The sequence below is a fragment of the Nonomuraea sp. NPDC050786 genome (assembly GCF_040654115.1).
Taxonomy (GTDB): Bacteria; Actinomycetota; Actinomycetes; order Streptosporangiales; family Streptosporangiaceae; genus Nonomuraea.
Map to the genome: position 1 here is coordinate 192,106 of NZ_JBFAHJ010000008.1, position 25,089 is coordinate 217,194.

Sequence of the window (25,089 nt, forward strand, 5' to 3'; positions counted from 1 at the left end):
TGGCACGTTCCCACGCCCCTGGGCATGGCAACCGATATGCATCCGCAGCTCCAGGGCCGTTCTCGCGCCGTTCAGGCACGGTTCGACCGGTGTGGACATTACTTCCGGTATGAAGCTGCTGCTCGCCGCGTGTCTGGTTCTTCCACTCACTTCTGGTACGGCTCCCACCGCGGCTCGGTCGTGCGGTGGGCACCCCCTCGACTTCGACGGCGACGGACGGCCCGACCTCGCCGTGGCCGCGCCCTACGACGACTCCCGGGCCGGGTCGGTGACCGTGATGTACGGGTCCGGGAAGAAGGCGAAGCTCACCCAGGCCGGGGCGGAGCCGGGCGACTCGTTCGGGTCGGCTCTGGCCGTGGGGGACTTCAACGGGGACAGGTGCGCCGACCTGGCCGTGGGGGTCTCGGAGGAGTTCGCGGGCGCCCGCGTCCCCGGCGGGGACGGGAACGGGGTCGTCCAGATCTTCAACGGGTCCGCCGAGGGGCTGGTCCCCGGCAAGGAGCTGGCGCTGGCCAAGCCGGGCAGCGACCGGTTCGGCGCGTCGCTGGCCGCCGGGGACCTCGACGGGGACGGCCGGGACGAGCTGGTCGTGGGCGCGCCGAGCCACCGGTCGGGCGGGGCGGTGACCGTCTACTGGATGAAGGGCCGCAAGCCGTACCAGATCACGCAGAAGACGTCGTGGGTGCGGCAGGCGGCGAACGTGACCGACCAGTGGGGAGCGGCGCTGGCGACCGGGGACTTCGACGGCGACGGCAAGGACGAGCTGGTCGTGGGCGCGCCCGCCGACAGCGTCACGCTGGACGGGCAGGGCTCGGTGACCGTGATCGACGTACGGGCGAGGCGGGCCCGGCAGCTCACCCAGAGCAGCCCCGGCATCAAGGGGGCCTCCGAGAAGTGGGACGCCTTCGGGGCCGCGCTGGCCACGGGCGACTTCAACGGCGACGGACGCGCCGACCTGGCCGTCGGGGTCCCCGGCGAGGGCCTCAGCGCGAACCAGCGGGCCATGGACTACGGCGACGGCACCGTGGACGTCCTGTACGGGTCGCGGAGCGGGCTGACCACCCACAAGAGCGAGGCGTGGTCGCAGAACACGCTGAAAGGCGTGCCCCGGTACTACGACCGGTTCGGGGCGTCGTTGGCGGCCGGGGACTTCAACGGGGACGGCAACGACGAGCTGGCGATCGGCGTGCCCGGCGAGAAGGCGGTCCAGGTGCTGGCCGGGCGCGGGTCCGGCGGGCTGACGCGGGTGGGGAACCTGCTGGTCAAGGGGAAGGGCCGCGACTTCGGCGCCGCGCTGGCCGCGTTGCCCCTCAGCGAGCGCTACCACCCGCTGGAGCGGCGGCGGCCGCTCCACGGGCTGGTGGTGGCGGCGCCCGACCAGGGGCTCGTCATGTACGCGCCCGGCTCGCGGAAGCGGGGGCTGAAGCTGGGCAAGGTGCGCCGGCTCAGCCAGGGCGGCGGCCTGTACGGCTACACCTTCGGCTGAGATCCTCAGGCGGGATCGGGGCGGTGTGCGGCGCCGTCGACGGGCAGGATCACCCTGAACAGCGCTCCCTTGCCCGGCGCGCCCTCCGCCATCACGATGCCGCCGTGCGCCTCCACCAGCGTGGCCGCGATCGACAGCCCCAGCCCCGACCCGCCGGCGCTCCGGGCCGGGTCGGCGCGGTAGAACCGCTCGAACACCCGCTCGGCCACCTCCGGAGGGAAGCCGGGCCCCTCGTCGGCCACCTCCACCACGGCCTGGTCGCCGTCCAGCCCGACCCGCACCTGGAAGGGCGTGCCGGGCGGCGTGTGGGTGAGGGCGTTGGTGACGAGGTTGTTGAGCACCTGCCCGAGCCGCGACTCGTCCCCCGTCACGATCACCTCCCCCTCGCCGCCGAAGAGCCGCACCAGGTCGATCTTCCGGTCCGGCGCCAGCGTCTGGGCGTCGATCACCACGGTAGCCGCGAGGCTGAGCAGGTCCACGGGCCGCATCGCCAGCTCCCGCCGCTGGTCGAGCCTGGCCAGCAGCAGCATGTCCTCCACGAGCAGCCCCATGCGCGCCGCCTGCCCCTCGATGCGGCTCAGCAGCCGTACGGCCTCGGCCAGGTCCTTCTCCTCCCCCAGCCGGAACAGCTCCGCGAACCCCCTGATGGAGGTCAGCGGCGTGCGCAGCTCGTGCGAGGCGTCGGCCATGAACCGGCGCATCAGCTCCTCCGACCGCCTGGCCGCCGTGGCGGAGCGGCGGGCCGACTCGGCCGCCTCCTCCCGCTCGCCCACCGCCGCCTCGATCTGGGCGAGCATGCTGTTGAGCGAGCGCCCGAGCTTGCCGACCTCGGTGGTGCCCGCCCAGAGGGGCACCCGGCGCGACAGGTCGCCGCCCGCGATGTCCTTGGCCGTACGCGCGATCTCGCGGAGCGGGCGCAGGCTGCGGCGTACCAGCCAGTAGCAGGCGAACCCGAGCACCACCAGCGTGCCGCCGCCGGCGACCGCGACGATCAGGACGAGCTGGGAGACCGTGGCGTCCATCTCGCTCAGGTTGACGGCGATCACCCGGCTCTGGCCGTCGCGGCCCGGCACGGCGACCACGCGCCAGCTCGGGCCGCCGCTCCCGAGCGACTCGACGGTGAAAGGGCGGCCGTTGAGGGCGAGGACCTTGCGGAGGTCGAGCTTGGGCAGGGCGGGCGTGTGCTCCTCGGTCGACTCGCTGAGCGTCCTGATCGGGGTGCCGGAGGGGTCCAGGAGCACCGCGTAGAACAGGCCGAAGAAGCGCTGCGGGCGCCCGCCGGGGCGGGGCTGCTCGGCCATCGGGGGCGGGTCGCGGAGCGGGCGGGTGGCCGCCATCAGCTGCTGGTCCACGCGCTCGACGAGGTAGCCGCGCAGCAGCCGCACGGCGAACCCGCCGGTGAGGGTGATGGCGAGGGTGACCAGCAGGAGCGTGGCCGAGACGAGGCGGAGCCAGAGCGGGGTCCTGGCCAGGTACTTCCGCACCCTGGTGAGACGCGTGTTCATATACGGGGCGGGCGCAGGATGTAGCCGACTCCGCGCAACGTGTGCAGGTATTTGCGCTCCCCCGTGTCCACCTTGCGCCGCAGGTAGGAGACGTACGACTCGACCAGGCCGACGTCGGTGCGCCAGTCGCCGTTCCACACGTGGTCGAGGATCTGCGTCTTCGACAGCACCCGGCCCACGTTGAGCATGAAGTAGCGCAGCAGCCTGAACTCCGTCGGCGACAGCTTGATCGGAATGCCGTCGCGCCACACCTCGTGGCTCTCCTCGTCGAGCTCCAGGTCGGCCACCCGCATCCGGTTGGGCGGCGGCGCGCCGCGCCGGGTCCTGCGCAGCACCGCCCGGATCCTGGCGATGACCTCCTCCAGGCTGAACGGCTTGGTCACGTAGTCCTCGCCCAGCCCCAGCCCCGCGATCCGGTCCTCAGGCGTGTCCTTGGCGGTCACGAAGAGCACGGGGACCCGGCGGCCGCGGGACCGCAGCCTGCCCGCGACCGCCAGGCCGTCCAGGTCGGGCAGCATGACGTCGAGCATCACCAGATCAGGGGAGCTCTCCTCAGCGACCCGAAGCGCCTCCATGCCGTCGGCCGCGGTCAGCACCTCGAACCCGGCCATGCGCAGGCTGGCCGAGAACAGCTCCCTGATGTTGGGCTCGTCGTCGACCACCAGCAGCCTGGCCTCGGGCTCGCTCATCGAGGGCCTCCTCCCTGGGTTCCCTGAGTTCCCTGGGTTCCCTGAGTTCCCTGGACTCCCTGGGCTCCCTGGGTGATCGAGGTGGCCGCCACCGAGCCGTCACCGCCCGGCCGGCCGCGGACCACGACCGAGGCGCCGGCCTGCAGGTCGGACACCTTGCCCGGCTTGGAGATCTGGACGGTGGTCTGGTCGCTCACGGTGACCGTGACGGTGGAGCCGTCCATGGCCTTGACGTAGATCTTGCCGCCCTCGACCTTCTGGACGGTGCCCACCGTACCTCCCCCGCCGCCCGTCCGCTGGCCGCCGCCGTAGCCCGGCGGCTGGCCGAACCCGTTGCGCTGCTGGCCGAAGCCTCCTGGCGGCTGAGCGTACCCTTGCTGCGCGCCGTACCCGCCTCCCACAAGGCGCCCACCGGCGGCGGACGCGGACGGCGAGCCGAACAGGCTCTGCGCCTGGATGCCGATGAGGATGCCCGCCACCAGCACCACGCCGGCGGCCAGCGCCAGCGTGAGTTTCGACGGGCCCCTGCGGGGCTGGACGGCGAGCTCCTCCCCCAGGTCGTCGGGGAAGGGTGAGGAGTCGAGCTGGGCCATGTCTTTCTCCTTACTCGTGGCGAAGGGCCTGGATCGGCCGCAGCTTGGCCGCCCTGTTGGCGGGGTAACTCCCGAAGAACAGCCCGATCCCGACCGACACGCCCAGCGCCAGCGCCACCGATGACGGCACGAGGACGGGTTCGATGCCGGCCACGGTGAACCTGGTCCCGACGAACGCCACCAGCACCCCGGACAGCCCGCCGACCAGGCTCAGCAACGTGGCCTCCAGCAGGAACTGGCCCAGGATCGCGCTCCTCGGCGCGCCGATCGCCTTGCGGATGCCGATCTCGCGTGTCCGCTCCGTGACGGTCACCAGCATGATGTTGGTGATGCCGATGCCGCCCACCAGCAGCGAGATCGCGGCCACGGCGCCCAGCAGCACGGTGAAGGTGCCGGTCGCCGCGCTGACGGTCTCCTGCAGCGTGGCCTGGTTGAGTATGCGGTAGTCGGCGTTGCCGTTCTTGATGCCGTGCCGCTGGTTGAGGATGGCCGTGACCTCGGCCTGCGCCGCCGTCGTGGCCTCCGACCCGGTCGCCTGGACGACGATCGAGCTGAGCGAGCCGAACCCGCTCAGGCTCTGCTGTACGGCGGGCAGCGGCGCGATGGCCACATCGTCGGCGTCCTGCATACCGGTGGACCCGGCCTCCTTCAGCACGCCGACCACCGTGAACGGCACGCCCGACACGCTGACCTGCTTGCCGATCGGGTCGACGGTCCCGAACAGCTCCTCCACGACGGTCTGGCCGAGCACCACGACCTTCCTGGCGGCCAGCACGTCGTCGTTGAAGAAGTAGGTGCCCTCGGCGACGGGCTTGTTCACGGCCTCGAAGTAGCTGGGGTAGGTGCCGACGAACTGCGAGATCGCGTGGCTGGCGGCCCCGTACGCGGCGGTCGAGGAGGGGGCGGTCACGACGGGCGAGACGCTCCTGACCGAGGGCGCCAGGGTCTTGTCCGTCAGCGCCTTGGCGTCGGCCAGGCTGAGCTGCCTGGCCTGGGTGCGCGGGCCGGTGTTCCCGCCGCCGCCCTGGCCGCGCAGGCCGCCACCGCCGCCGCCCGAGAACTGCGGGGAGATCGTCAGGGTGTTGGCGCCGAGGCGCTGGATGTTGCGCTGGATGCTCTGCGAGGAGCCCTCGCCGACGGCGACCAGCATGATGACCGCGGCGACGCCGATGAGGATGCCGAGCGTGGTCAGCGAGCTGCGCATCTTGTTGGCCAGCAGGCCGCGCAGCGCGAAGCGGAGGATCTCGAGCTGGTTCACCTGGCCGCTGCCTTCTCTGTCATACGCGGCGGCGGGCCGTCCACCGGCGCCTGGCGGCGGTCCTCCACGATCTCGCCGTCCACCAGCCTGATCACCCGCTTGGCGTGCGCGGCCACGTCGTTCTCGTGGGTGATGAGCACGATCGTGCGGCCGGACGCGCTGAGCCGGTCCAGGATCTCCAGGACGTCGCCCGTGGAGGCGGTGTCGAGGTTGCCGGTCGGCTCGTCGGCCAGCAGCAGGGCGGGCGCCGTGACCAGCGCCCTGGCCACGGCCACGCGCTGCTGCTGGCCGCCGGAGAGCTGGTTCGGCTCGTGGTGCACACGGTCGGTCAGCCCGACCTGCTCCAGCGCGGCGAGGGCCCGGGTACGCCGCTCGGCCTGGCCGATGCCGCCGTAGACCAGCGGCAGCTCGACGTTGGCCAGCGCGCTCATGCGCGGGATCAGGTTGAACGACTGGAACACGAACCCGACCCTGCGGTTGCGCAGGATCGCGAGCTGGCGCTCGTCCAGCCGTCCCACGTCGGCGCCGTCGATCTCGTACGTGCCGGAGGTCGGGATGTCGAGGCAGCCCAGGATGTTCATGAGCGTGGACTTGCCGGAGCCGGAGGCGCCCATGATGGCGACGTAGTCACCGCGCTCGACGTCCAGGTTGACGCCGCGCAGGGCGCGCACCCGGGCGTCGCCCTCACCGTACTCCTTGATCAGGTTTCGCACCCGGAGCACGGGCGGGACCGCGCCGGTCGTCTGGGGGGGATCGGCCGAGGGGGCGCCGGGCGAGGGGGCGCCGGGCGAGGGGGCGCCGGTCATCTCGGGGACTCCGGGCGACGTGGCGCCGGTCATCTCGGGGACTCCGGGCGACGTGGCGCCGGTCATCTCGGGGACTCCGGGCGACGTGGCGCCGGTCATCTCGGGGGCGCCGGGCGAGGGGACGTCAGGCGAGGGGACGCTCATCGCCCGCCTCCCGGCACTCCGCCGGGGCCGCCGCCCGGGAATCCGCCGCCGCCGCCGAAGCGCAGGTTGCCGCCCGTGGTGCCGGTCGTGGTCACGGGGGGAACGAGCTGGTCGCCCTCGGACACGCCCGACTTGATCTCGGTCAGGCTCGTCCCCTGCACGCCCACCTCGACCGGGGTCCTGGTCTGGCGGCCGTTCTGGAGCAGGGTGACCGTGGTCTGGCCGCCGCTGGTGGAGACCGCGGTGGAGGGGACGGTGATGACGTTGTCGGCCCGGCCGACCACGACCTCGACGGTGGCCGTCTGGCCCAGCCGCACCTGGCCCGGGACCTTCGCGAACGTGACCGTGACCGGGTACTGCACGACGTTGTTGCTGGTGGAGGCGACCGGATCGATCTGGGTGACCTTGCCCGTCGCGGTCACCCCCGGAAGGGCGTCGAAGGTGACCGTGGCCTCCTGACCCTGCTTGAGCTTGCCGGCGTCGGACTCGGTGAAGGAGCCCACGAGCTGCAGCTTGCCGGTGTCGGCGATCTCGATGAAGCCGCTGGAGCCCGTACCGGACGACGAGCTCGCGCCCTGCCCCGAGCCCTGTCCCGCACCCGAGGTGGAGCCGGTGCCGGAGCTCGCGCCCGAGCCGGAGCTGCCGCCGCCGACCGAGCCGTTCACCGCCGTGATCGTGCCCTTGAACGGGGCCGTCAGCACCGTGGCCGCCACCGTGCGCTGGGCCTCCCGGTAGGCGTTGCGGGCCTTGATGTAGGAGGCGTAGAGCTGGGCCGTCGAGGTCCCGTCGGCCACGGCGCTGTCGTACGTGGCCTTGGCCGCCGACAGGCTCTCCTGGGCGGCGTCGTCGTCGAGCCTGGCCAGGATGTCGCCCTTGCTCACCTTGTCGCCGGCCTTGACGTAGATCTTCTCGACCGTGCCCGTCGTACCGAAGGAGAGCGCTCTGGACTTGGAGCTCGTCACCGCGCCCGACGCGGACACCGAGGCCACCACCGAGCCGCGGGTCGCGGTCACGGTCCTGACGGCCGTCTCACCGGCGGCCCGATCCGTGCCGAGCTGGGAGTAGGCGAGCACGGCACCGCCCAGCAGGAGCACCGCCAGCGCTCCGTTGGTCATCAGCGCTCTGCGCCTTGTGGACACCTTCACAGGCGGTGACCCTTGCACATGATGCTGCGCCGGAGCCGCGAGCAAGCTGAACGTTCGCTGACAACCACGGAGCCTCGACGGGCACTCAGGTAACTCTTAGGCTGCTCGCAGCCGGGCGCGAACCTCCTCCGCCAGGATGGGCCGCCATGAGACCGACTATCGCGCTGGGCGGGCTCGCCCTTGCCGTGCTCGTGGCCGGGAGCGGCCTGGCGCTGGCGCTGCGCGACGACGCCCCGCCCACTGTCCAGGTACGGCTCGCCGCCGCGCAACGCGGCCAGGTCACGGCCACGGTCAGCGCGGCGGGCAGCACCGTGGACGGCTCGCGGAGGGACCTGGCGTTCGGCTCCTCGGGGACGCTGACCAAGGTGTACGTCAAGGTCGGGAGCAAGGTGAAGAAGGGCCAGGTGCTGGCCAGGATCGACAGCCGGGGTGCCCGGGAGGCGTACACGGCGGCCAAGGCCGACCTGGCGGCGGCCGAGGAGGCGCTGGACGAGGCCCAGGAGAAGGCCGCGTCCCCGACCGTCTCGACACCAGCGGCCTGCGCGCCCGCCGGGACCGGCGCCACGCCGGCCGCCGCCTCTACCGGAGCCTCGGCGCCGACCGGCGCCGCGGGCGGCAACACGGGCGGCAGCGCGGGCGGCGACGCGGGCGGCGGCGCGGCGAACGGCGCGCTCGGGCCGTCGGCGCCGTCCGCACTGAACCTGGACCCGGCGCCGACCTCCACCCCGCACCCCACCACCACGCCGCACCCCACCACCACGCCGACCACAGGACCCACCGATCCTGGACCCGAACCGCAGCCCACGGTCACGGTCACCGTGACGGCCACCGTCACCAGGACCGTCACCGCCGCCCCCACCAGCGGCCCACCCGGCGGCGGCTCACCCGGCGGCGAGATCCCCGGAGACGGGGCGACCGGGCAGCCGGGGGGCCATCCCTCCGCAACCGGCACACCTTCCGGCAAGCCGTCCGCCGGCGCGAAGCCTTCGCCGAGCGGCAAGCCCACGGCCGGCGGCAGGCCGGCGGCCCCATCAAGCGGCAGGCCGAGCGGCAGAACGTCCGCGAGGCCCTCCACCGGGCCGAGCAGCGGCTCCCGGCCGTCCTCCCCGGGGTCCTGCAGCCGTAACACCAGCTCGGCGGGGCAGGGCGGCGGGATCAGCGAGGAGCAGGCCGCCGCGAACGTGGACCGCGCGGAGGCCGCGCTCGAGCAGGCGGCCGACGCCGTACGGGCCACCCGCATCGTGGCCCCGGCGGCGGGCACCGTCCTGTCGGTGGCGGGCACGACCGGCGACGCGGCGGGCACCGGCACCTTCATCAGCCTGGGCAACCTCAACGAGCTGCAGGTCCAGGCCATGGTCACCGAGTCCGACGTGAACCGGCTCAAGCTCGGTCAGAAGGCCCAGATCACTCTGGCCACCCGGAACGGCGAGCGCTACCAGGGAACGGTGACGGCCATCGCGCCGACCGCGACGGTGGACGGCCAGCTCGTCCGCTACTCGGTCACCCTCGCCTTCGACGAGCCTCCCACGGGTCTCATGCTCGGGCAGACCGCCTCGGTGACGGTCACCACGGGCGAAGCCAAGAACGCGATCTACGTGCCCGCCGCCGCGGTACGCACCCGGTCGGACGGCACGCAGGTGGTCACGGTCCGCTCGGACGGCCGCGACTCGGCCAAGGCGGTGCGCACGGGGGTGCGCGGCGACCAGTACGTGCAGGTCACTTCGGGCCTGCAGGAGAGCGAGGAGGTGGTCATGTCGGGCACCACATCAGGCGAGTTCCCGGACGGGAGCTGGCCCGGCGCCTGAACCCAGGACCGGCCCGGCACGCCTCCTGCCGGGCCTCGGGCCCCGGGCGTGCGTGCGGCACGCCCGGGCCCACACGCCCCGGCGAACGCGGCGAGCGGCGAACGCCTCCAACGAGGTGTCCCCGGCGGCCGTGCGGGGGCGCGCCCGGCGGCGTGGCAGAGGTGCGTGTAGTGCATGTCGTGCGCGATGGACGACGGCGCAACGGGCGTGGCGGCCCGACGGGCTGGCGGCGTGGCGGGCTGGCGGCGCGACGGCGCGATGTGGCAGGCCGCCTAGCGCATGTCGCCTGCGTGCCTCACGCGCCCGATGCACGCGGCAGGCGCGACAGGCGTGGGGCACGCGTGCCCGGTGGGCAGGGCAGGTGTGCCTGATTGAGTACCTGCCGGGTGCTCCGAAAACCTGGGGTGGGCGGGCTTGGCGGTTGAGCGAATCCTCAGCCCGCTCCCAGCGAACGTTCAGCCAACGTCCCAGCGAGGGTTTAGCCAACGCCCCAGCGAGAGTTCAGCCAGCGTCCCAGCGGAACGTTCAACCGACGCGCGGCGCGCTCGCCTGGGCGGCGGCTGCGGTACCGGTTGTCGCGGGGAGGGTGAGGCGGTGGGAGGTCTTGGCGCGGGCGCCGCGGCGGGAGATGTAGTCCAATGTCCGGAAGTCGACCGTGAGCTCGTCCCGGGTCAGCCTCGCCATGAGGTATCCGCGCCGCTGATCGATGAACGAGATGTGTGGGTTCTCCTGGAGCGCCTCCGCGATCCACGTACGGTCCCGGTACCCGTCACCGTCGCTCGCGATCGACGAGGCCACCAGCTCCCTGGCCACCACCGGCGAGTCCGGGTCGTCGAAGTCGGTCTTGAGCTCGGCCAGGTGGTGCATGTGCGCGTCCCCGGTCAGCACCACCGGGTTCGACGTCCCGGCCAGCGACCCGAGCAGGCGCGTGCGCTCGGCCGCGTACCCGTCCCAGGAGTCCAGGTTCACCTCGCGTCCCGGCCCGACCTTGTAGTCGCGCTGCGCCATCAGGATCTGCTGCCCGAGCAGGTTCCAGCGGGTGGTCGAGCCGCGCAGCCCGCTCTCCAGCCAGCGCCACTGGTCGGCGCCGAGCAGCGTGCGCCCGGACGCCAGCCGGTCGTCGCAGCCGGCCCGTACGCCGTCCAGGCAGGCCTGGTCGTCGCGGAACTGGCGCGTGTCCAGCAGGTGGAAGCGGGCCAGGGTGCCCCAGGAGATGCGCCGGTTCACCCTGAGCACCGCTCCCTGGAGGCTGGCGCGGCGCAGCGGCATGTTCTCGTAGTACGCCCTGAACGCCTGCGCCCTGCGCCTGGTGAAGCCGGGCGCGCCCGTGCTGGAGACCGAGCCGGCCCAGTTGTTCTCGACCTCGTGGTCGTCGAAGGACATCAGCCAGGGCCCCACGAGGTGCGCGGCCTGCAGGTCGTGGTCGCTCTTGTACTGGGCGTGCCGCAGCCGGTAGTCGGCGAGCGTCTCGCACTTGCCGGGCGTGTGGGTGCGTACGCGACCGGCCAGCGCCGTGTAGCCGCTGGGGCCGTACTCGTACATGTAGTCGCCGAGGAAGACGACCAGGTCCGGCTCCTGCTCGGCCAGGCGGCGGTAGGCGGTGTAGTAGCCGTGCTCGTAGTGCGCGCACGCCGCGACCGCGAACGTCAGCGGCGTCTCCCCGGTGGGCGTCGTCCTGGTGCGGCCCGCCGGCGAGAGCCGGCCCTCGCTCCTGAACCGGTAGAAGTACTCGCGCCCGGGTTCCAGCCCGTCCAGCTCGACGTGGACGCTGTGGGCGTCGCGCGCCCTGGCGGTGGCCGTACCCGATCTGACGATCTTGGAGAAGCGCTCGTCGGCCGAGACCTGCCAGTCCACGTCGACGTCGCGGGCCGGCATGCCGCCGCGGCCGTCGCCGCCCAGCGGGTCGACGGCCAGCCTGGTCCACAGGACGAAGCCGTCGGCCGAGGGGTCGCCGGAGGCCACGCCCAGCGTGAAGGGGTCGGATCTGAGGGTCCTGGCCGCCGCCGGGGTGGCCGTCTGAGGAAGGAGGAGTCCGGCTGTCGCCGCTGTCAGGAAGGCTCTGCGGTCCACGCTCACAGGTATGTCCGCCCGCGCTGACTCGGCCGTGACCGCCGAGTCAAGCGCGGGTGAACAGCATCAGTCGTCCTGTCCGCGCGTTCTCACAGCGCCCGCGAGAGCGCGCCGCGGAGCGCGGCGGCATCCGTGAAGTGCACGCCCGTCAGGCCCGCGCGCTCGGCGCCCTCGATGTTCTCCTCGCGGTCGTCGATGAAGACGATCTTCGACGGGTCGGCGTCCAGCGCCCGGACGAGCTCGTCGTAGATCTCCCGGTCGGGCTTGACCAGGCCCATCCTGCCGCTGTAGAAGCGCCGGCCGATCGCCGCGATCCAGGGCAGCTCGTCCAGGCCGTCGCCGACGCAGACGGGCGCGTTGGACAGCAGCGCCACGTTCCGTCCCGCCCCGATCAGCTCGCCGAGCAGGGCGACCGTGCCCTCGTCCGGGTACGCCCAGCTCGCGACGTCCATGGCGACCAGGCGCGCGACCTCGGTCTGGGTCACCGGCCGGCCCACCACCGCCGACCAGTAGGCCAGCGGGCTCAGGCCGGCCCGGTCGAACTCGAGCCGGTGCTCCCAGTAGCCCCGCTTGAAGTCGTCCGGATCCGCGTCCACCGCGCGCGCCATGGCCTCGGCGTCGGACTCGGGCTGGGGAAGGGACAGGACACCGCCGTAGTCGAAGACAATCCACGTCATGCGAGGAATGGTCGCAGATGCGGGTCCAGCGCCGGGCACCCCAGATACTTCTCGGCGGTGTGGAAGTCGATCCAGTCCAGGTTGACCAGTTCTTCGGCGTCCACACCGGTGAAGCTGACGGCCAGGTTGGGCGGGATGGCGGCGATGTCGTCCTTGTCGGCGATGTTCACCCAGCGCCTGACGCCTTCTGGGCGCTCGCCGCGGCCGTTGATGGGGGCGGGCAGGAGCTGCTCGAAGACCACGTTGCGCATGCCGAGCGGGCTGCCGAGGGTGATCAGGAGGTCGATCCGGAGGTCGGGGTTCGCCCAGAGGGCTTCGTACGTGACGACGCTGCCGAGCGAGTGGGCGATCACCACTTGGGGCCGGTTCTTCCGGATCACGTCGGCGACGACCTGCCGGCACTTCTCGCGCCTGCCCTCATCGGTGAGGTACGCCGCCACCTCCGGCGCGAACAGCCTGGCGAACGCCGCCGACCTGCCGTCCAGCCGGTCCAGCAGCCAGCCGGTGAACGACTTGAGCGCCCCCGTGACGTGCTCGCCCACGCCCCGGTTCCGCGCCCAGGCGGCGAGCACCTGCTGCGCCGGCCGGTCCATGGCCGCGGCGGACCTCGGTAACCGTCCGTTGTTCGACTGGCCGCGCCGGCCGTCGTGCAGGTGGTGCGAGTAGAAGGCGATCTCGCTGAAGTACGCCCGCGCCTCGCCCCCGAGCGCCACGTGCAGGTAGCGGTCCCATTTGATCCGCATCGCCTCGGCCGCCCCGGCCGCGGACCCTCCGGCCTCGATGTAGTACCTGTACTTGCCGATCCCGTGCACGCCGACGATCCCGGCCACAGCGCCCTCCCCACCACGTGATCTTTTCGCCGTGATGGTGGCACACACCCCTTGCAATCCGCCATCGGCTCGCACCCCATACTTTAGGCTTGCCTAAAGATTTAGGTAGAGCTAAAGTGGGAACATCAGTAGGTGAGACCGTAGCCGAGCGTCGAGAGCGAGACCGTGATGGCCTTCCGCCGGAGCACCCGCGACGAGGTGGGCGGCCTCGCCCAGAACGTCGTGGACGAGATCACCTGGTACATGCGGGAGCACAAGATCTCCCGTGCCGACCTGGCCGCGTCGATGGGCGTCTCCGCGGGCCGGGTGAGCCAGATCCTGTCCGGCGACGAGAACCTGACGCTCCGCACGCTCGAAACCGTCGTGGGCGCGCTCGGCGCCCGCCTGGAGTTCACGCTGGGCGACGCCGAGGGCTCGGAGATCCTGCTCCACGACCCCGCCGACTGATCCACACGCGGCCTCATCTCGTCCGCACCCGTGCGTCGCGCCGATCCACGGTGTGCGGCGCGAACGCCGGCAGCGACCGGTACCCGGCACGGTACGCCGCCGCCAGCAGCCGCAGCACCTCGGCCTCCGCGTCGTGCCTGAGCACGCCGTGCAGCCGCGTCAGGTCGTTCAGATACCGCTCGTACCTGGCCAGCCGCGTGTGCCGCGACCCGTTCAGCGCCGTGACGACCTTGGAGCGCGAAGCCCCGTCCTCGACCAGGGCCGCCACGTCCAGCCGGCGCTCGATCGCGTCCAGCCTGGCGTGTATCCGCTCCCGCCTGCGCTCCTCGGGTGAGAGCCGCTCGGCGATCCGCGCGTGGTAGCGGTTGGCGGCCAGGCTGAGCTCGTAGACGTTCCACGAGTCGTCCACCCGCTTCTCGCACCAGAGCCGCTGGTCCTCGGCCATCGCCTGGTCGAGCCGGGCCAGCAGCGACACCAGCCAGAACGTCGCCGCCTCCCGCGCCAGCGAGCGCCGCTCGTCCTCCTGGCCCCGCATCTGGCTCAGCCACAGCCCGCTCGGCGCGACGGCGCCCAGCACGGTGGCGAGGTTCTCGCTCAGGACCATCCCGCTCACCAGCGCGACCCCGGCGGACAGGCAGCCCGTCAGCGTGGTGATGGCGATCGCCAGCCACCGCCCCGCCGGGCCGAACGGACGCCCCTTGCCCTGGCAGCGCAGGAGCAGAAATCCGACAGCGGAAACAATGGCCAATGCCACGGTCAGGCCGACCTGTGCGGCCGAGGGTGGCTGCATGGAATTTCGCCTCTCCTGCGGAACGTTCTCTCCATATTCGCAGTGACGGCAGTGATTGAAAATGCCGTTGCGGGTGGCATATGTCCCTCATATACGGTTACACCCGTTTACCGAAGGAGAACAGGAGCCCAGCCATGCCCGGCCCGCTGGTCGTCAACGACTCGGTCGTCATTCCCGACGCCGAGCTCGTCTGGCGTTTCTCACGCTCGTCGGGCCCCGGCGGCCAGGGCGTCAACACCACCGACAGCCGCGTGGAGCTCACCTTCGACGTGGCCGCGACCACCGCGCTGCCGCCCGCGCTGAAGGCCAGGGCGCTCGACCGGCTGGGCGCCTCCACGATCACGATCGCCGCCTCCGAATACCGCTCCCAGCTGCGCAACAGGGAGGCCGCGGCGCACCGGCTGGCGCAGCGCCTGCGCGAGGCCATCGCCCCGCCGCCGCGGCGCCGCCGCCCGACCAAGCCCAGCCGCGGCGCCGTCGAGCGCCGCATCGCCGCCAAGAAGCACCGCTCCGACCTGAAGCGCCTGCGCCGCGAGCCCTGAGGAGCGGCCTAGACGATCAGGCGGGGCAGGGCGGTGACGTTCTCGGACAGGTAGCCCGCCACCGCCTCGGGGACCAGATGGCGTGAGTCGATCTCCGACCGGTCCAGCCGTACGCGCTCCACCTCGTACAGACCCCTCGAAGGATCCTCGAACTCGGGCCCGTGCCGCAGCGCCGGGTCCATCGACACCAGACGGCAGCCGTAGACGTGCTGCGTCTTCACCCCGCCCTCCCACGGGTACGAGACCGTGACCAGGGGCGTCACCGACGACACCGTGGCGCCCAGTTCCTCGAGCATCTCCCTGTGCAGGGTGTGCTCCAGCGTGTCGTCTTCAGGCTCGACGTGCCCACCGGGGATGCTCCAGTAGATGTCACGTCCAGGCACCGTACGCCGGAAGAGCACCAGCCGTTCGTTCTCGTCGAGCAGGACACCGCGGACACTGGGTCGCATAAGGACACCCTATTTGACCGGTATGTCCTTCCGGTAGCCTAACCTACGGTACCGTAACCTGAAGGAGAAGATCTTTTATGGCGATGACTCAGACGGAGCTGCTGCACGAGCTTGAGCCTGTCGTGGCCGTGGAACTCGACCGCCACGAGAAGATGGCCAAGGAGTGGTTCCCGCACGAGTACATCCCGTGGAGCGAGGGCCGCGACTTCGACGGCATCTACGGGGGCGAGGCGTGGCAGGAAGGCGACTCGAAGATCCCCGAGGCGGCTCGGGTCTCACTCATCGTCAACCTCCTCACCGAGGACAACCTGCCCAGCTATCACCACGAGATCGCCGCCACGTTCGGCCGCGACGGCGCCTGGGGCACCTGGGTGCACCGATGGACGGCCGAGGAGGACCGTCACGGCACCGCCCTCCGCGACTATCTCACGGTCACCCGCGCCGTCGACCCCGTGGCGCTCGAGCGTGCGCGCATGCACCACATGGCCAACGGCTTCACCTCCGAGTACGGCACCATGCTCGAGCAGCTCGCGTACGTCTCCTTCCAGGAGCTGGCCACCCGCATCGCGCACCGCAACACCGGCAAGGCCTCCGGTGACGAGGGCTGCGAGCGGCTGCTCGCCAGGATCGCCGCCGACGAGAACCTGCACATGCTCTTCTACCGCAACCTGCTCAAGGCGGCCTTCGAGCTCGACCCCAACCAGACCATGCGCGCGGTCACGGACGTCGTCACGACGTTCCAGATGCCGGGCACGGGCATCGACGGCTTCGCCCGCAAGGCCATGATCATCGCGAACGAGGGCATCTACGACCTCCGGCTCCACCTGGACGACGTGCTGATGCCGGTGCTCAAGCAGTGGTCGGTGTTCGACAAGACGGGGCTGGACGCTGGGGGCGAGCAGGCCCGCGAGGAGCTGTCGGCGTTCCTGGCCAAGACCGAGGCCACGGCCGCCCGGTTCGTCGAGCGCCGCGAGGAGCGCCGGGCACGCGCCGCGGCCGCACGCTGACCCTGCCGCTCAGGGCCGCCTCCCCCCGCGGCGGCCCTGAGCCATCATGCGGCATACCCTGTGCGCCTCTTGACCCGGCGCTGGTCTTGGACATCCCCGGCATCGGGCATGTTTCCCGAAAACCAGTACCGCTTGGGAGCAGAGGGTGAAAATCATCGGGATTGCCGCCGGCCTCCACGCGGGGTCCTTCATCAACAAGTTGCTGGAAGCAGCAGGCGGCGAGCTGCCCGAGGGCGTCGGCTTCTCGGTGTGGTCCGGGCTGGGCGAGATCCCCCCGTACGCGCGCGGTCCCGTGCCGGCTTCCGCGCGGGGGCTCATCCGGCTGGTGACCGCGTCCGACGCAGTGCTGCTGACGGCTCCCGAGCACAGTCTGCTGCCGGTGGAGCTGACGTACGCGCTGGACTGGATGTCGGCGCGGGACGGGCTCTCGGGCAAGCACGTGGCGGTGATCAGCGCGAGCGCCCGGGCGTGCGGCGCCATGTGGGCGCAGGCCGAGCTGTACAAGCGTCTCCAGGCGGCGGGCGCCGTGGTGATGGGGGACGAGCTGGTGATCTCCCCTGCCTGCCGCCACTTCGACGAGGACGGCCACCTCATGGATCCCGCCCTGCGCGCGCAGGTCCGCGCGGTGATCGGCCGGCTCTGCCCCGCCGAGGTCATGGAGCCCGCGCTGCTGCTCTGACCCGGCTCGCGAACGCGGCCGGGAGCGGTCCCGCCCGGCGACCGCGCACCGCCTGCCCCGTGATCTCGTTACGCTCGAAGATCCCTAGGCAGGGAGGTGGACGGTCGTGCTGATCCGGTTACTCGGCCCGGTGGAGGTCGAGCGCTCCGGGCAGGTGCGGGCCGTGCGGCCGCCGCAGGTCGCGCTCGCGCTCGCCGCGCTCGCGTGGGAGGTCGGCCGGGTCGTACCGGTCGACGCGCTCCTCGCCCGGGTCTGGGATGATCGGGTGCCGCCCGGCGCGCGGCACACCCTCCACACGATCATCACGCGCATCCGCCGGGACGTGCTCGCCGACGACGGCGCCGTCGTCCGTCGGCTCGGCGGCTACCTGCTCGACGTGCACGAATCCGCCGTGGACGTGCCGCGCTTCCGCGGCCTCGCCGATCGGGCGATGACGGCGCCGGACCCGGCGCCGCTGCTGAGCGAGGCCCTGGCGCTGTGGCGCGGGGACCCGCTGACCGGGCTGCCGGGTGAATGGGCGGAACGGGTCCGCCGGCGCCTGCGTGACGAGCGCAAGGAGACCGTGCTGCGCTGGGTGCGGGCGGCGACCGGCCACGATGCGGCCGCCGCGGTGGCCGCGCTGTCGCTGCTCGCCGAGGAGTACCCGCTCGACGAATCGGTGGCGGTCGCGCTGATGGAGGGACTGCACGCGCTGGGCCGGACCGCCGAGGCGCTGGCGCACTTCGCCAAGGTGCGCAGCACGCTCGCCGAGGAGCTGGGCGTCGAGCCGGGTACGGCGCTGCGGCACCTCCATCGCAGGCTGCTGCGGTGCGACGACACCGCAGGGCCCGCACGAGGGCCCGCGCGCCTGGTTCCGGCGCAGCTGCCGGTCGGCCTCAGGCACTTCGTCGGGCGGGCGCCCGAGCTGGAGCGCCTGGCGGCGATCGCGACGGACGAACGGCCGGCGACCGCGACGGTCTGCGCGATCTCCGGACCGCCGGGGGTGGGCAAGACGTCACTGGCGCTGCGCTGGGCCCACCTGCACCGCGACCGCTTCCCCGACGGGCAGCTGTACGCCGATCTGAGCACTGCCGACCCGGCCGACGGGAGCGTGGTGCTGCCGCGCTTCCTCGGCGCGCTGGGCGTCCCCGAGGTTCAGGTGCCGTCAGGCGTCGAGGCGCAGATCGGGCTCTATCGCAGCATGCTGGACGGCCGCCGGGTGCTCGTCGTGCTCGACGACGCCCGCGGAGCCGGCCAGGTCCGCCCGCTGCTGGCCACCGCGCCGGGGTGCCTGACAGTGGTCACCAGCCGTTCCGAGCTGTCGGGTCTCGCGGTCACGGCAGGGGCGCACCTGCTGGATCTCGACGTCCTGCGGGGCGACGACGCGTACCGCCTCATGGTGGCGTGGCTGGGCGAGGCACGGCCGGCGGCGGAGCCGGAGGCCGCCGCGCGGATCATCCGGCGGTGCGGCCGGCTGCCGCTCGCGCTGGCGATCGTCGCCGCCCAGCTGGCCCGGCGCACCGACCTGCCGCTGGCCGAGGTCGCCGCGGACCTCGAGCGGGCCGGCACGGACCTGGAGCCGTTCGCCCACAGCGACCCCGCGATCGACCTGCGCAAGGTGTTCGGGCGCTCCTACCGGGACCTGCCCGAGGCCGCGAGCCGGCTCTTCCGGCGCCTGGGGCAGCATCCCGGACCCCACCTGCCGCTCGGCGCGGCGGCGAGCCTGGCCGCCCTGCCGGTGGAGCGCACGCGGGAGCTGGCCGCGCAGCTCGACCGCGCGAACCTGGTCGAGCTCCGCGCCCCTCGTCGCCTGCGCCTGCACGACCTCCTGCGCGTGTACGCCTCGGAGCAGGCCCGGTCCGGCGACACGCGTACGGCACGGCGGGCGGCGACGCGACGGCTGCTGGACTACTACCTGCACTCGGCGTGCGCCGCGAACGAGCTGTGCTATCCGCACCGCGACAGCCTGCCGCTGGACCCGCCGGCGCGGGGAGCCGTGGTCGAGCGGTTCGAGGAGGCGGCGGAGGCCCTGCGCTGGTACGCCGACGAGTCGGTGGCGCTGCCGGCGCTGCTGGCGGAGGCGACCGCGGCCGGGCTCGACCGGCAGGCGTGGCAGCTGCCGTGGGCGTTCGCCGAGTTCATGCAGCGCCGGGGCCTCTGGGAGGAGATCCTGCGCACGCACGCGGTGGCGCTGGACGCGGCTGTACGGCTCGGCGACCGGCTCGCCCAGGCCCGCTGCCACAACAGCATCGCCCGCGCCCACGCCAGACTCGGCCGCGACGGCGCCGCGGTCGAGCACTTCGAGCAGGCGGCCGAGCTGTACCGGGACCTCGGCGAGCCGGCCCTGCACGCCCACGTCCATCTGGGCCTGAGTGTCGTGCTGAGCCGGTTGCGGCCCGGCGAGGCGCTGGGGCACGCGCTGCGCGCGCTGGAGCTGTTCCGTGAGGCGGGCGATCTCATCGGCGAGGCGCGGGCGCTGAACAACGCCGGCTGGTGGCGGGCCCAGGCCGGCGAGTACGACGCGGCGCTGGCCGACTGCCGGCGGGCCCAGCGGATCCTGGCCGACCTCGGGTACGCCCAGGGCGAGGGGCACGCCTGGGACAGCGTCGCCCACGTGCTGCACCTCAAAGGCGACTTCGCACAGGCGGTGACGTGCTACGAGAAGGCGGCGGAGCTGCTGCGCGGCTGCGACGACCCGCACGCCGCCGGTGAGACGCTGGTCCGCCTGGGCGAGACACACGTCCGGGCGGGCGACACCGCGGCCGCGCTCGACGCGTGGAAGCGGGCGGCGGAGTGCTTCGACGCGCTCGACGAAGCCCGGGCGGCCAAGGTCCGCGACCGCATCGCCGCCTACGACCACCCGTGAGCTGCGGAGAGACACGCCGTTGAGAAATCGTTGAGAAATCGCTCAGAGCTCTGGCGCAGGCTGCGACCGGCGGCGGGACCGCGGTGCGAACCGGCGTGGCCGCTGCTGCACGGGCGGGCACCGACCCGCCGGAACTACCGAAAGGAATGGTTCATGCGCCTCGTGACCAGATTGGCCGACCGGCTCCTCGAGCGGATCGCGCCGCACACCGTGGCCCGGGCGGCCGACTGCGGCTACCAGTGCTGCAAGTTCCCGGCGTTCACGGCGAAGTACTGCTGCTACTACCCGGACGGTCACAGCTCCTGCGGCGGTTGCAAGTCCTACGTCTACTGCTCGTAACCGCTCATAGATCGGGTGCCCGGCTGGAGGGCCGGCCGGGCCCCTCACATGGAGGTGTCCCATGCCTTATCTGATCGCCGTCGTAGCCCTCGTCGGTGCATTGTGCCTGGTGGATCTGGTGTTGACGCTCGGCGTGGTCCGGCGGCTCCGGGAGCACACCAAGCTGCTGGACGCGCTCTATGAAGCCGTCGATCTGATGGGCGGCCCTGCCGGGGCAGGCGGGCGGATGTCGCCCGGCGACGTCGCCGCCGAGTTCGAGGCGACGACCGTGGACGGGACCCCCCTCACCCGGGAGCTCCTGGTGGACGGGACAGTGGTCGCGTTCCTGTCGCCCGACTGCAGCGGCTGCCATGAGAAGCTGCCCGGCTTCGCCTCGTGGGCCGCCGGCCAGGACCGGTCCCGGGTGCTGGCGGTGATCGACAACCGATCGGGTGACCCCGCCGAGATGGTCACCGCGTTGCGGGCCGTGGCACAAGTGGTCGTGGACAGTGCTGTGAGCGACGCGTTCGGCGTGCAGGCGTTCCCGACCTTCCTCCAGGTGGCCACGGGCGGCAGGCTGCTCGCGGTGGCGCCCGACATATCCCGGCTGCCGGCCGGGTCGCCCGCGTGAGCGAGCCGGCACCGGCACGGCGGGAGCTGGCACGGAGCGCGGTGCGCGCCGCCACGATGGTGTGGCGGTCGGCGCCGGTCCATGTCCTCGGCTACCTGGCGGTCACTCTGGTGAGCTCCGCCACGCCGGTCGCCGTGGCCTGGCTGACCAAGGCCGTGCTGGACGGCGTGGCGCGCGGGCAGACGGGCGAGCTGCTCACCCTGGCGGTGACGATCGCCGTCGTCACCGCGGTCGCCACGGCGGTGACGCACGCCGGACATTACCTGCGCGCCGAGGTGGACCGCCGCGCCGCGCTGCGCGCCAAGGAGGAGCTGTTCGCGGCGGTATGCCGCATCACGGGACTGGCCGCGTTCGAGAGCCCCGCCTTCCGTGACCGGCTGCGCCTGGCCGAGCAGAGCGCGAGCAACCCGGGCAGGCTGGTGGACACCGCGCTCTCCGTCGCACGCGGCACGGTGACCGTCGCCGGGTTCGTCGGCTCGCTGGCGCTGATCAACCCCGGGTTCACCGTCGTGATCCTGCTGTCGGCCGTGCCGGCTCTGATCATCGAGCTGCGGATGTCGCGGCAGCGGGTCGCGATGCTCTGGCGGATCGGGCCGGCCGAGCGCCGGGAGCTGTTCTACGCACACCTGATGTCGGCCACGGATGCCGCCAAGGAGATCCGGCTCTTCGACCTCGGCGCCTTCCTGCGTCTTCGCATGCTGGCCGAGCTGCGGACCGCCAACGCCGCCCGCCGCCGGATGGACCGGCGGGAGTTCGCCGTCCAGGCGAGCCTGTCGGGCGCGTCGGCGGTCGTGGCCGGCGCGGGACTGGTCTGGACGATCCTCGCGGCCGGCCGCGGGCAGCTCAGCGTCGGCGACGTGTCGATGTTCGTGGCGGCCGTCGCCGGTGTGCAGGCGGCGCTGAACGTCGTTGTGTCGGCCGGCGTGATGGTGTACGAGCAGTTGCTGATGTTCCACCACCACGTCACGGTCGTGACAGCCGGCTCCGGCCTGCCGGCGCCGTCCGCGGACCGGCCGCTGCCGCCCTTGCGCCGGGGCATCGAGCTGCGCGACGTCTGGTTCCGCTACGACGCGGACCATCCGTGGATCCTGCGCGGCGTCGATCTGTTCCTTCCGCACGGTGAGACGGTCGCCCTGGTCGGCCGGAACGGCGCCGGTAAGAGCACGCTGGTCAAGCTGCTGTGCCGGTTCTACGACCCGACCCGCGGAGCGATCCTGTGGGACGGCGTGGACCTCCGCGACGTGCCGCCGGAGACGCTGCGCGCCCGGATCGGCGCCGTCTTCCAGGACTTCGTGTCGTACGAGCTGACGGCGACCGACAACATCGCGGTCGGCGACCTCCCCGCCGCGCAGGACCAGGCCCGGATCGAACAGGCTGCGCGGGACGCCGGCGTCCACGACGCCGTCGCGGCCCTGCCGTACGGCTACCGCACGCTGCTGAGCCGCGAATTCCCCCTGGACGAGGAGGAGGACCAGGACGGACCGGATTCGGGAATGCTGCTCTCCGGCGGGCAGTGGCAGCGGCTGGCGCTCGCCAGGGCGTTCCTGCGCCGCGACCGCGACCTGATGATCCTCGACGAACCGAGTTCCGGCCTGGATCCGGAGGCCGAGTTCGAGGTGCACAGCCGGCTCGCGCGGCTGCGGTCGGGACGCACGAGCGTGGTCGTCTCCCACCGCCTCGGCGCGGTCCGTGACGCCGACCGGATCGTGGTGCTGGCCGACGGCGTCGTCGCCGAGCAGGGCACGCATGCCGCGCTGCTGGCCGAGGGCGGCATGTACGCGCGGCTGTTCACCCGGCAGGCGGCCGGTTACCTGGAGGACGCCGATCCGGCCGCCGCCGAGCCGACAGGGGCGTCGCGATGATCGCCGGCCTCGCTCTCATCGCCGCCGCCGGGGTCGCGCTCACCGTCGTCCTGCTGCGCCGCCGGTATCTGGTGGTGACCGTCGAGGGGGAGAGCATGCTGCCGTCGTACCGGCCGGGCGAGCGCGTGCTCGTCCGGCGGACGCCGCCCGGCTCACTGCGCGCCGGGCAGGTCGTCGTGCTCAGCGGCCTCCCCCATGCCCCGTCCAGTGAGCACCCGAGGGAGCCGAGCGCGCCGGGAACGAGCGCCGCCGAGCTGAGCCCGGGCCCGCACTGGATCATCAAGCGCGTCGCGGCCGTGCCGGGCGACCCGATACCGCGCGACACCGTCCCCGCCCTGCGCACCGCGCCGGGCACGCGGGTGCCGGACGGGCGCCTGGTGGTGCTGGGCGACAATCCGGACCGCTCGTACGACTCCCGCCTGGCCGGATACCTGGCGGCGGATCGCCTCTTCGGCATGGTGCTGCGCAAGCTGGGATAGCCGCCGGCTCACATGCAGCCGTCCTTGAGCAGGCGATCGAGCTTGATGCTCAGGTCGAGCAGCTCGGACCGCACCGACTCGAACTCCTGCCCGATCTCCGAGCGCACGGTCGCGAACTCGTCGGCTATCCGCGTCGGGATGTAGTCGTCCAGGCCGGAGGAGGCGACGAAGCGGGCGTTGACCTCCCGCCGGATGGCCGCCACCTCCACGTCGACGGCCGCGAACTGCTCGATCGTCTCGGTGCGCGCCGTCGCCAGCTGCGCCCGCACGGCGGCGATCTCCGCCTCCAGGCGCTTGCCGCGTTCGTTGATCTCGTGAAGGAGATGCTGCTCGCCATCGGCGCCGGTGAGCCGGCCGCACGTCTCGAGACCTTCGACACGGAGCTTCAGATCGACAATCTCCGCCTGTACGTCCACCCGTCAGTACCTTTGCGCTTGCTGGATGGGACGCGGCGAGCCTTGGCCGCCGCCCCCGCTTTCAGTAACCATATGGTTGCAGTCAGTGAGCTAGCTTGGGCTCAGCTCGGTGAAATCGGGGTCGATTCTTTGCCTTGGCCGTGCTAGCGGCGGTCCTCGATCTCCCAGAGGTGGTCGATGACGTGCCAGGCGAGGCGGCGCAGCGCGTAACGCGGCGGCCAGCCGGTGGTCCGGGGCGGCTCCCACGGACGGGACAGGACGCCGGCCAGCTCCGCCCGCATCGCGTCCCGGTCGCCGGGCGACTTGTACGGTCCGTGGCGGACGCCCACTTTCCTGGCGTAGGCGCGCTCGGCGTTCAGCACGTGGTCGACGATGCGCGACAGGTCCCGCCCGCCGCCGCGCGGGCCTTTGCGCAGGTCCTCCGGCGAGGTGGCGGCGCGCTCGTCGAAGAGGGCCCAGGCCGCCCGCAGCAGGGCCACGCCGCGTTCGGCCTCCGCCGCCGCAAGCGGCTCCTCATCCAGGTCGGGCAGCGCGTACGGCGCGCCGAAGTCCGTCATGTCGCTGCCGGGCACCCGCGCCACCACCACGGGATCGCCCGGCGCGAACTCCAGCCCGGCCCGCTCGGCGACCACGCGGTAGCGGGGCTCGTACTGCATGAGCAGGTCCAGAGCGGCCTCCTCGCCCTTGGCGACGCGGCACCAGCCGGGCCACTCGAGCGAGCAGGCGAACACCTTCTTCGGGCCGGTTTCGAGGTAAACGCGGGTCATGGCGTCCCAGCGTGCCATCCGTACCTGTCAGAACGGGTCAGGTTCAGATGAGGTCGATGAGGTCGGCCACCGAGTCGACCACCAGCGAGGGGCGATAGGGGAAGCGGTCGATCTCCTCGCGCTGGGTGACGCCGGTGAGGACCAGGATCGTGAACAGGCCCGCCTCCATGCCGGAGACGATGTCGGTGTCCATGCGGTCGCCGATCATGGCGGTGGTCTCGCTGTGGCCCTCGATCTCGTTGAGGGCGCTGCGCATCATGCGGGGGTTGGGCTTGCCGACGAAGTAGGGGGCGACGCCGGTGGCCTTGGTGATGAGGGCGGCCACGGCGCCGCAGGCCGGCAGCGAGCCCTCGGTGGAGGGGCCGATGGGGTCGGGGTTGGTGGCGATGAAGCGGGCGCCGCCCTCGATGAGGCGGATGGCCCGGGTGATCTGGGTGAAGCTGTAGGTGCGGGTCTCGCCGAGCACGACGTAGTCGGGGTCGAGGTCGGTGAGCACGTAGCCGACCTGGTGCAGCGCCGTCGTCAGGCCCGCCTCGCCGATCACGTACGCCGAGCCGCCCGAGCGCTGGTCGTCGAGGAACTGGGCGGTGGCCTGCGCGGAGGTCCAGATGGACTCCGGGGGCACCTCGAGGCCCGCCCCGGCCAGGCGCACCGACAGGTCGCGCGGAGTGTAGATCGAGTTGTTCGTCAGGACCCGGAACCGCTTGCCCGACTCGCTGAGCCGTTTGATGAACTCGTCCGCCCCGGGGACCGGGCGCCCCTCGTGGACGAGGACGCCGTCCATGTCTGACAACCAGGAATCGATCCGCTTGCGCTCAGTCACACGCACATCGTAGCGAGCGCGCCTTT

General features: G+C 72.3%; 25 protein-coding genes. 11 read left to right on the forward strand and 14 right to left on the reverse strand.

What is annotated here, in order from left to right; all coding sequences use genetic code 11:
* Positions 1–109: 109 nt before the first annotated feature.
* A complete protein-coding gene (locus AB0H84_RS18015; RefSeq protein ID WP_357604716.1) occupies positions 110–1,486 on the forward strand; it encodes an FG-GAP and VCBS repeat-containing protein in 1,377 nt (458 codons plus the stop codon).
* A gap of 5 nt (positions 1,487–1,491) precedes the next feature.
* Here the strand turns inward: AB0H84_RS18015 and AB0H84_RS18020 are convergent, their stop codons facing one another.
* From AB0H84_RS18020 to AB0H84_RS18045, 6 genes are read right to left on the reverse strand one after another with little or no spacing between them, the layout of a single operon-like run.
* Positions 1,492–2,991, reverse strand: coding sequence for a HAMP domain-containing sensor histidine kinase (locus AB0H84_RS18020; protein ID WP_357604719.1), 1,500 nt, complete (start codon positions 2,989–2,991; stop codon positions 1,492–1,494).
* The gene (locus AB0H84_RS18025) at positions 2,988–3,680 is read right to left on the reverse strand and encodes a response regulator transcription factor (protein ID WP_344984812.1); all 693 of its coding nucleotides are present in this window, start codon (positions 3,678–3,680) and stop codon (positions 2,988–2,990) included. The genes AB0H84_RS18020 and AB0H84_RS18025 overlap by 4 nt, the downstream gene beginning before the upstream one ends.
* Complete coding sequence (locus AB0H84_RS18030; RefSeq protein WP_357604721.1) at positions 3,677–4,273, reverse strand: hypothetical protein; 597 nt, start codon at positions 4,271–4,273, stop codon at positions 3,677–3,679. Before AB0H84_RS18030 ends, AB0H84_RS18025 begins: the two co-directional genes overlap by 4 nt.
* A 10-nt stretch (positions 4,274–4,283) precedes the next feature.
* The gene (locus AB0H84_RS18035) at positions 4,284–5,531 is read right to left on the reverse strand and encodes an ABC transporter permease (protein WP_357604724.1); all 1,248 of its coding nucleotides are present in this window, start codon (positions 5,529–5,531) and stop codon (positions 4,284–4,286) included.
* Complete coding sequence (locus AB0H84_RS18040; protein ID WP_357604729.1) at positions 5,528–6,481, reverse strand: ATP-binding cassette domain-containing protein; 954 nt, start codon at positions 6,479–6,481, stop codon at positions 5,528–5,530. The genes AB0H84_RS18035 and AB0H84_RS18040 overlap by 4 nt, the downstream gene beginning before the upstream one ends.
* A complete protein-coding gene (locus AB0H84_RS18045; RefSeq protein WP_357604732.1) occupies positions 6,478–7,596 on the reverse strand; it encodes an HlyD family efflux transporter periplasmic adaptor subunit in 1,119 nt (372 codons plus the stop codon). Before AB0H84_RS18045 ends, AB0H84_RS18040 begins: the two co-directional genes overlap by 4 nt.
* A gap of 176 nt (positions 7,597–7,772) precedes the next feature.
* Here AB0H84_RS18045 and AB0H84_RS18050 point away from each other — a divergent pair, with 176 nt between their 5' ends.
* A complete protein-coding gene (locus AB0H84_RS18050; protein ID WP_357604735.1) occupies positions 7,773–9,431 on the forward strand; it encodes an efflux RND transporter periplasmic adaptor subunit in 1,659 nt (552 codons plus the stop codon).
* Positions 9,432–9,956: 525 nt separating this feature from the next.
* Here the strand turns inward: AB0H84_RS18050 and AB0H84_RS18055 are convergent.
* The 3 genes from AB0H84_RS18055 to AB0H84_RS18065 form a co-directional block, all read right to left on the reverse strand.
* Positions 9,957–11,501, reverse strand: a complete 1,545-nt coding sequence (locus tag AB0H84_RS18055) for an alkaline phosphatase D family protein (protein ID WP_357604738.1) — start codon at positions 11,499–11,501, stop codon at positions 9,957–9,959.
* Between the two features lie 89 nt (positions 11,502–11,590).
* The gene (locus AB0H84_RS18060; protein WP_357604740.1) at positions 11,591–12,178 is read right to left on the reverse strand and encodes an HAD family phosphatase; all 588 of its coding nucleotides are present in this window, start codon (positions 12,176–12,178) and stop codon (positions 11,591–11,593) included.
* Positions 12,175–13,008 carry a hypothetical protein gene (locus tag AB0H84_RS18065; protein WP_357604743.1) on the reverse strand — a complete coding sequence of 278 codons (834 nt, stop codon included), beginning with the start codon at positions 13,006–13,008 and terminating at the stop codon, positions 12,175–12,177. Before AB0H84_RS18065 ends, AB0H84_RS18060 begins: the two co-directional genes overlap by 4 nt.
* A gap of 168 nt (positions 13,009–13,176) precedes the next feature.
* Between AB0H84_RS18065 and AB0H84_RS18070 the strand changes: the two genes are divergently transcribed.
* Complete coding sequence (locus AB0H84_RS18070; protein WP_344984822.1) at positions 13,177–13,455, forward strand: helix-turn-helix transcriptional regulator; 279 nt, start codon at positions 13,177–13,179, stop codon at positions 13,453–13,455.
* Between the two features lie 13 nt (positions 13,456–13,468).
* Here the strand turns inward: AB0H84_RS18070 and AB0H84_RS18075 are convergent, their stop codons facing one another.
* A complete protein-coding gene (locus AB0H84_RS18075) occupies positions 13,469–14,245 on the reverse strand; it encodes a hypothetical protein (protein WP_357604745.1) in 777 nt (258 codons plus the stop codon).
* 134 nt (positions 14,246–14,379) lie between these two features.
* Between AB0H84_RS18075 and arfB the strand changes: the two genes are divergently transcribed.
* The gene (gene arfB, locus AB0H84_RS18080) at positions 14,380–14,787 is read left to right on the forward strand and encodes an alternative ribosome rescue aminoacyl-tRNA hydrolase ArfB (protein ID WP_357604748.1); all 408 of its coding nucleotides are present in this window, start codon (positions 14,380–14,382) and stop codon (positions 14,785–14,787) included.
* Between the two features lie 8 nt (positions 14,788–14,795).
* On the opposite strand, the gene AB0H84_RS18085 is transcribed toward arfB, so the two are convergent.
* Positions 14,796–15,236: an NUDIX hydrolase gene (locus AB0H84_RS18085; protein WP_357604751.1), complete on the reverse strand. Its 441-nt coding sequence runs from the start codon at positions 15,234–15,236 to the stop codon at positions 14,796–14,798.
* Between the two features lie 77 nt (positions 15,237–15,313).
* Here AB0H84_RS18085 and AB0H84_RS18090 point away from each other — a divergent pair, with 77 nt between their 5' ends.
* From AB0H84_RS18090 to AB0H84_RS18120, 7 genes are all read left to right on the forward strand, one after another.
* A complete protein-coding gene (locus tag AB0H84_RS18090; protein WP_357604754.1) occupies positions 15,314–16,243 on the forward strand; it encodes an acyl-ACP desaturase in 930 nt (309 codons plus the stop codon).
* Positions 16,244–16,388: 145 nt separating this feature from the next.
* Positions 16,389–16,922 (forward strand): NAD(P)H-dependent oxidoreductase, encoded by a 534-nt coding sequence (locus AB0H84_RS18095; protein ID WP_357604757.1) that lies wholly within the window; start codon positions 16,389–16,391, stop codon positions 16,920–16,922.
* Positions 16,923–17,028: 106 nt separating this feature from the next.
* Complete coding sequence (locus AB0H84_RS18100) at positions 17,029–19,767, forward strand: BTAD domain-containing putative transcriptional regulator (protein ID WP_357604760.1); 2,739 nt, start codon at positions 17,029–17,031, stop codon at positions 19,765–19,767.
* Positions 19,768–19,920: 153 nt separating this feature from the next.
* The gene (locus tag AB0H84_RS18105; protein ID WP_357604763.1) at positions 19,921–20,106 is read left to right on the forward strand and encodes a hypothetical protein; all 186 of its coding nucleotides are present in this window, start codon (positions 19,921–19,923) and stop codon (positions 20,104–20,106) included.
* Positions 20,107–20,167: 61 nt separating this feature from the next.
* Complete coding sequence (locus AB0H84_RS18110) at positions 20,168–20,716, forward strand: hypothetical protein (RefSeq protein ID WP_357604766.1); 549 nt, start codon at positions 20,168–20,170, stop codon at positions 20,714–20,716.
* Positions 20,713–22,578, forward strand: a complete 1,866-nt coding sequence (locus AB0H84_RS18115) for an ABC transporter ATP-binding protein (protein ID WP_357604769.1) — start codon at positions 20,713–20,715, stop codon at positions 22,576–22,578. Before AB0H84_RS18110 ends, AB0H84_RS18115 begins: the two co-directional genes overlap by 4 nt.
* Positions 22,575–23,057 carry a S26 family signal peptidase gene (locus AB0H84_RS18120; protein WP_357604772.1) on the forward strand — a complete coding sequence of 161 codons (483 nt, stop codon included), beginning with the start codon at positions 22,575–22,577 and terminating at the stop codon, positions 23,055–23,057. Before AB0H84_RS18115 ends, AB0H84_RS18120 begins: the two co-directional genes overlap by 4 nt.
* Before the next feature lie 8 nt (positions 23,058–23,065).
* Here AB0H84_RS18120 and AB0H84_RS18125 read toward each other — a convergent pair whose 3' ends face one another.
* The 3 genes from AB0H84_RS18125 to AB0H84_RS18135 all read right to left on the reverse strand — a co-directional run bounded on the left by AB0H84_RS18125 (position 23,066) and on the right by AB0H84_RS18135 (position 25,024).
* Positions 23,066–23,473 carry a hypothetical protein gene (locus AB0H84_RS18125; protein WP_357604775.1) on the reverse strand — a complete coding sequence of 136 codons (408 nt, stop codon included), beginning with the start codon at positions 23,471–23,473 and terminating at the stop codon, positions 23,066–23,068.
* A gap of 143 nt (positions 23,474–23,616) precedes the next feature.
* Positions 23,617–24,240, reverse strand: coding sequence for a hypothetical protein (locus AB0H84_RS18130; protein ID WP_357604778.1), 624 nt, complete (start codon positions 24,238–24,240; stop codon positions 23,617–23,619).
* A gap of 43 nt (positions 24,241–24,283) precedes the next feature.
* Positions 24,284–25,024 carry an HAD-IIA family hydrolase gene (locus AB0H84_RS18135; protein ID WP_357605052.1) on the reverse strand — a complete coding sequence of 247 codons (741 nt, stop codon included), beginning with the start codon at positions 25,022–25,024 and terminating at the stop codon, positions 24,284–24,286.
* Positions 25,025–25,089: the final 65 nt, after the last annotated feature.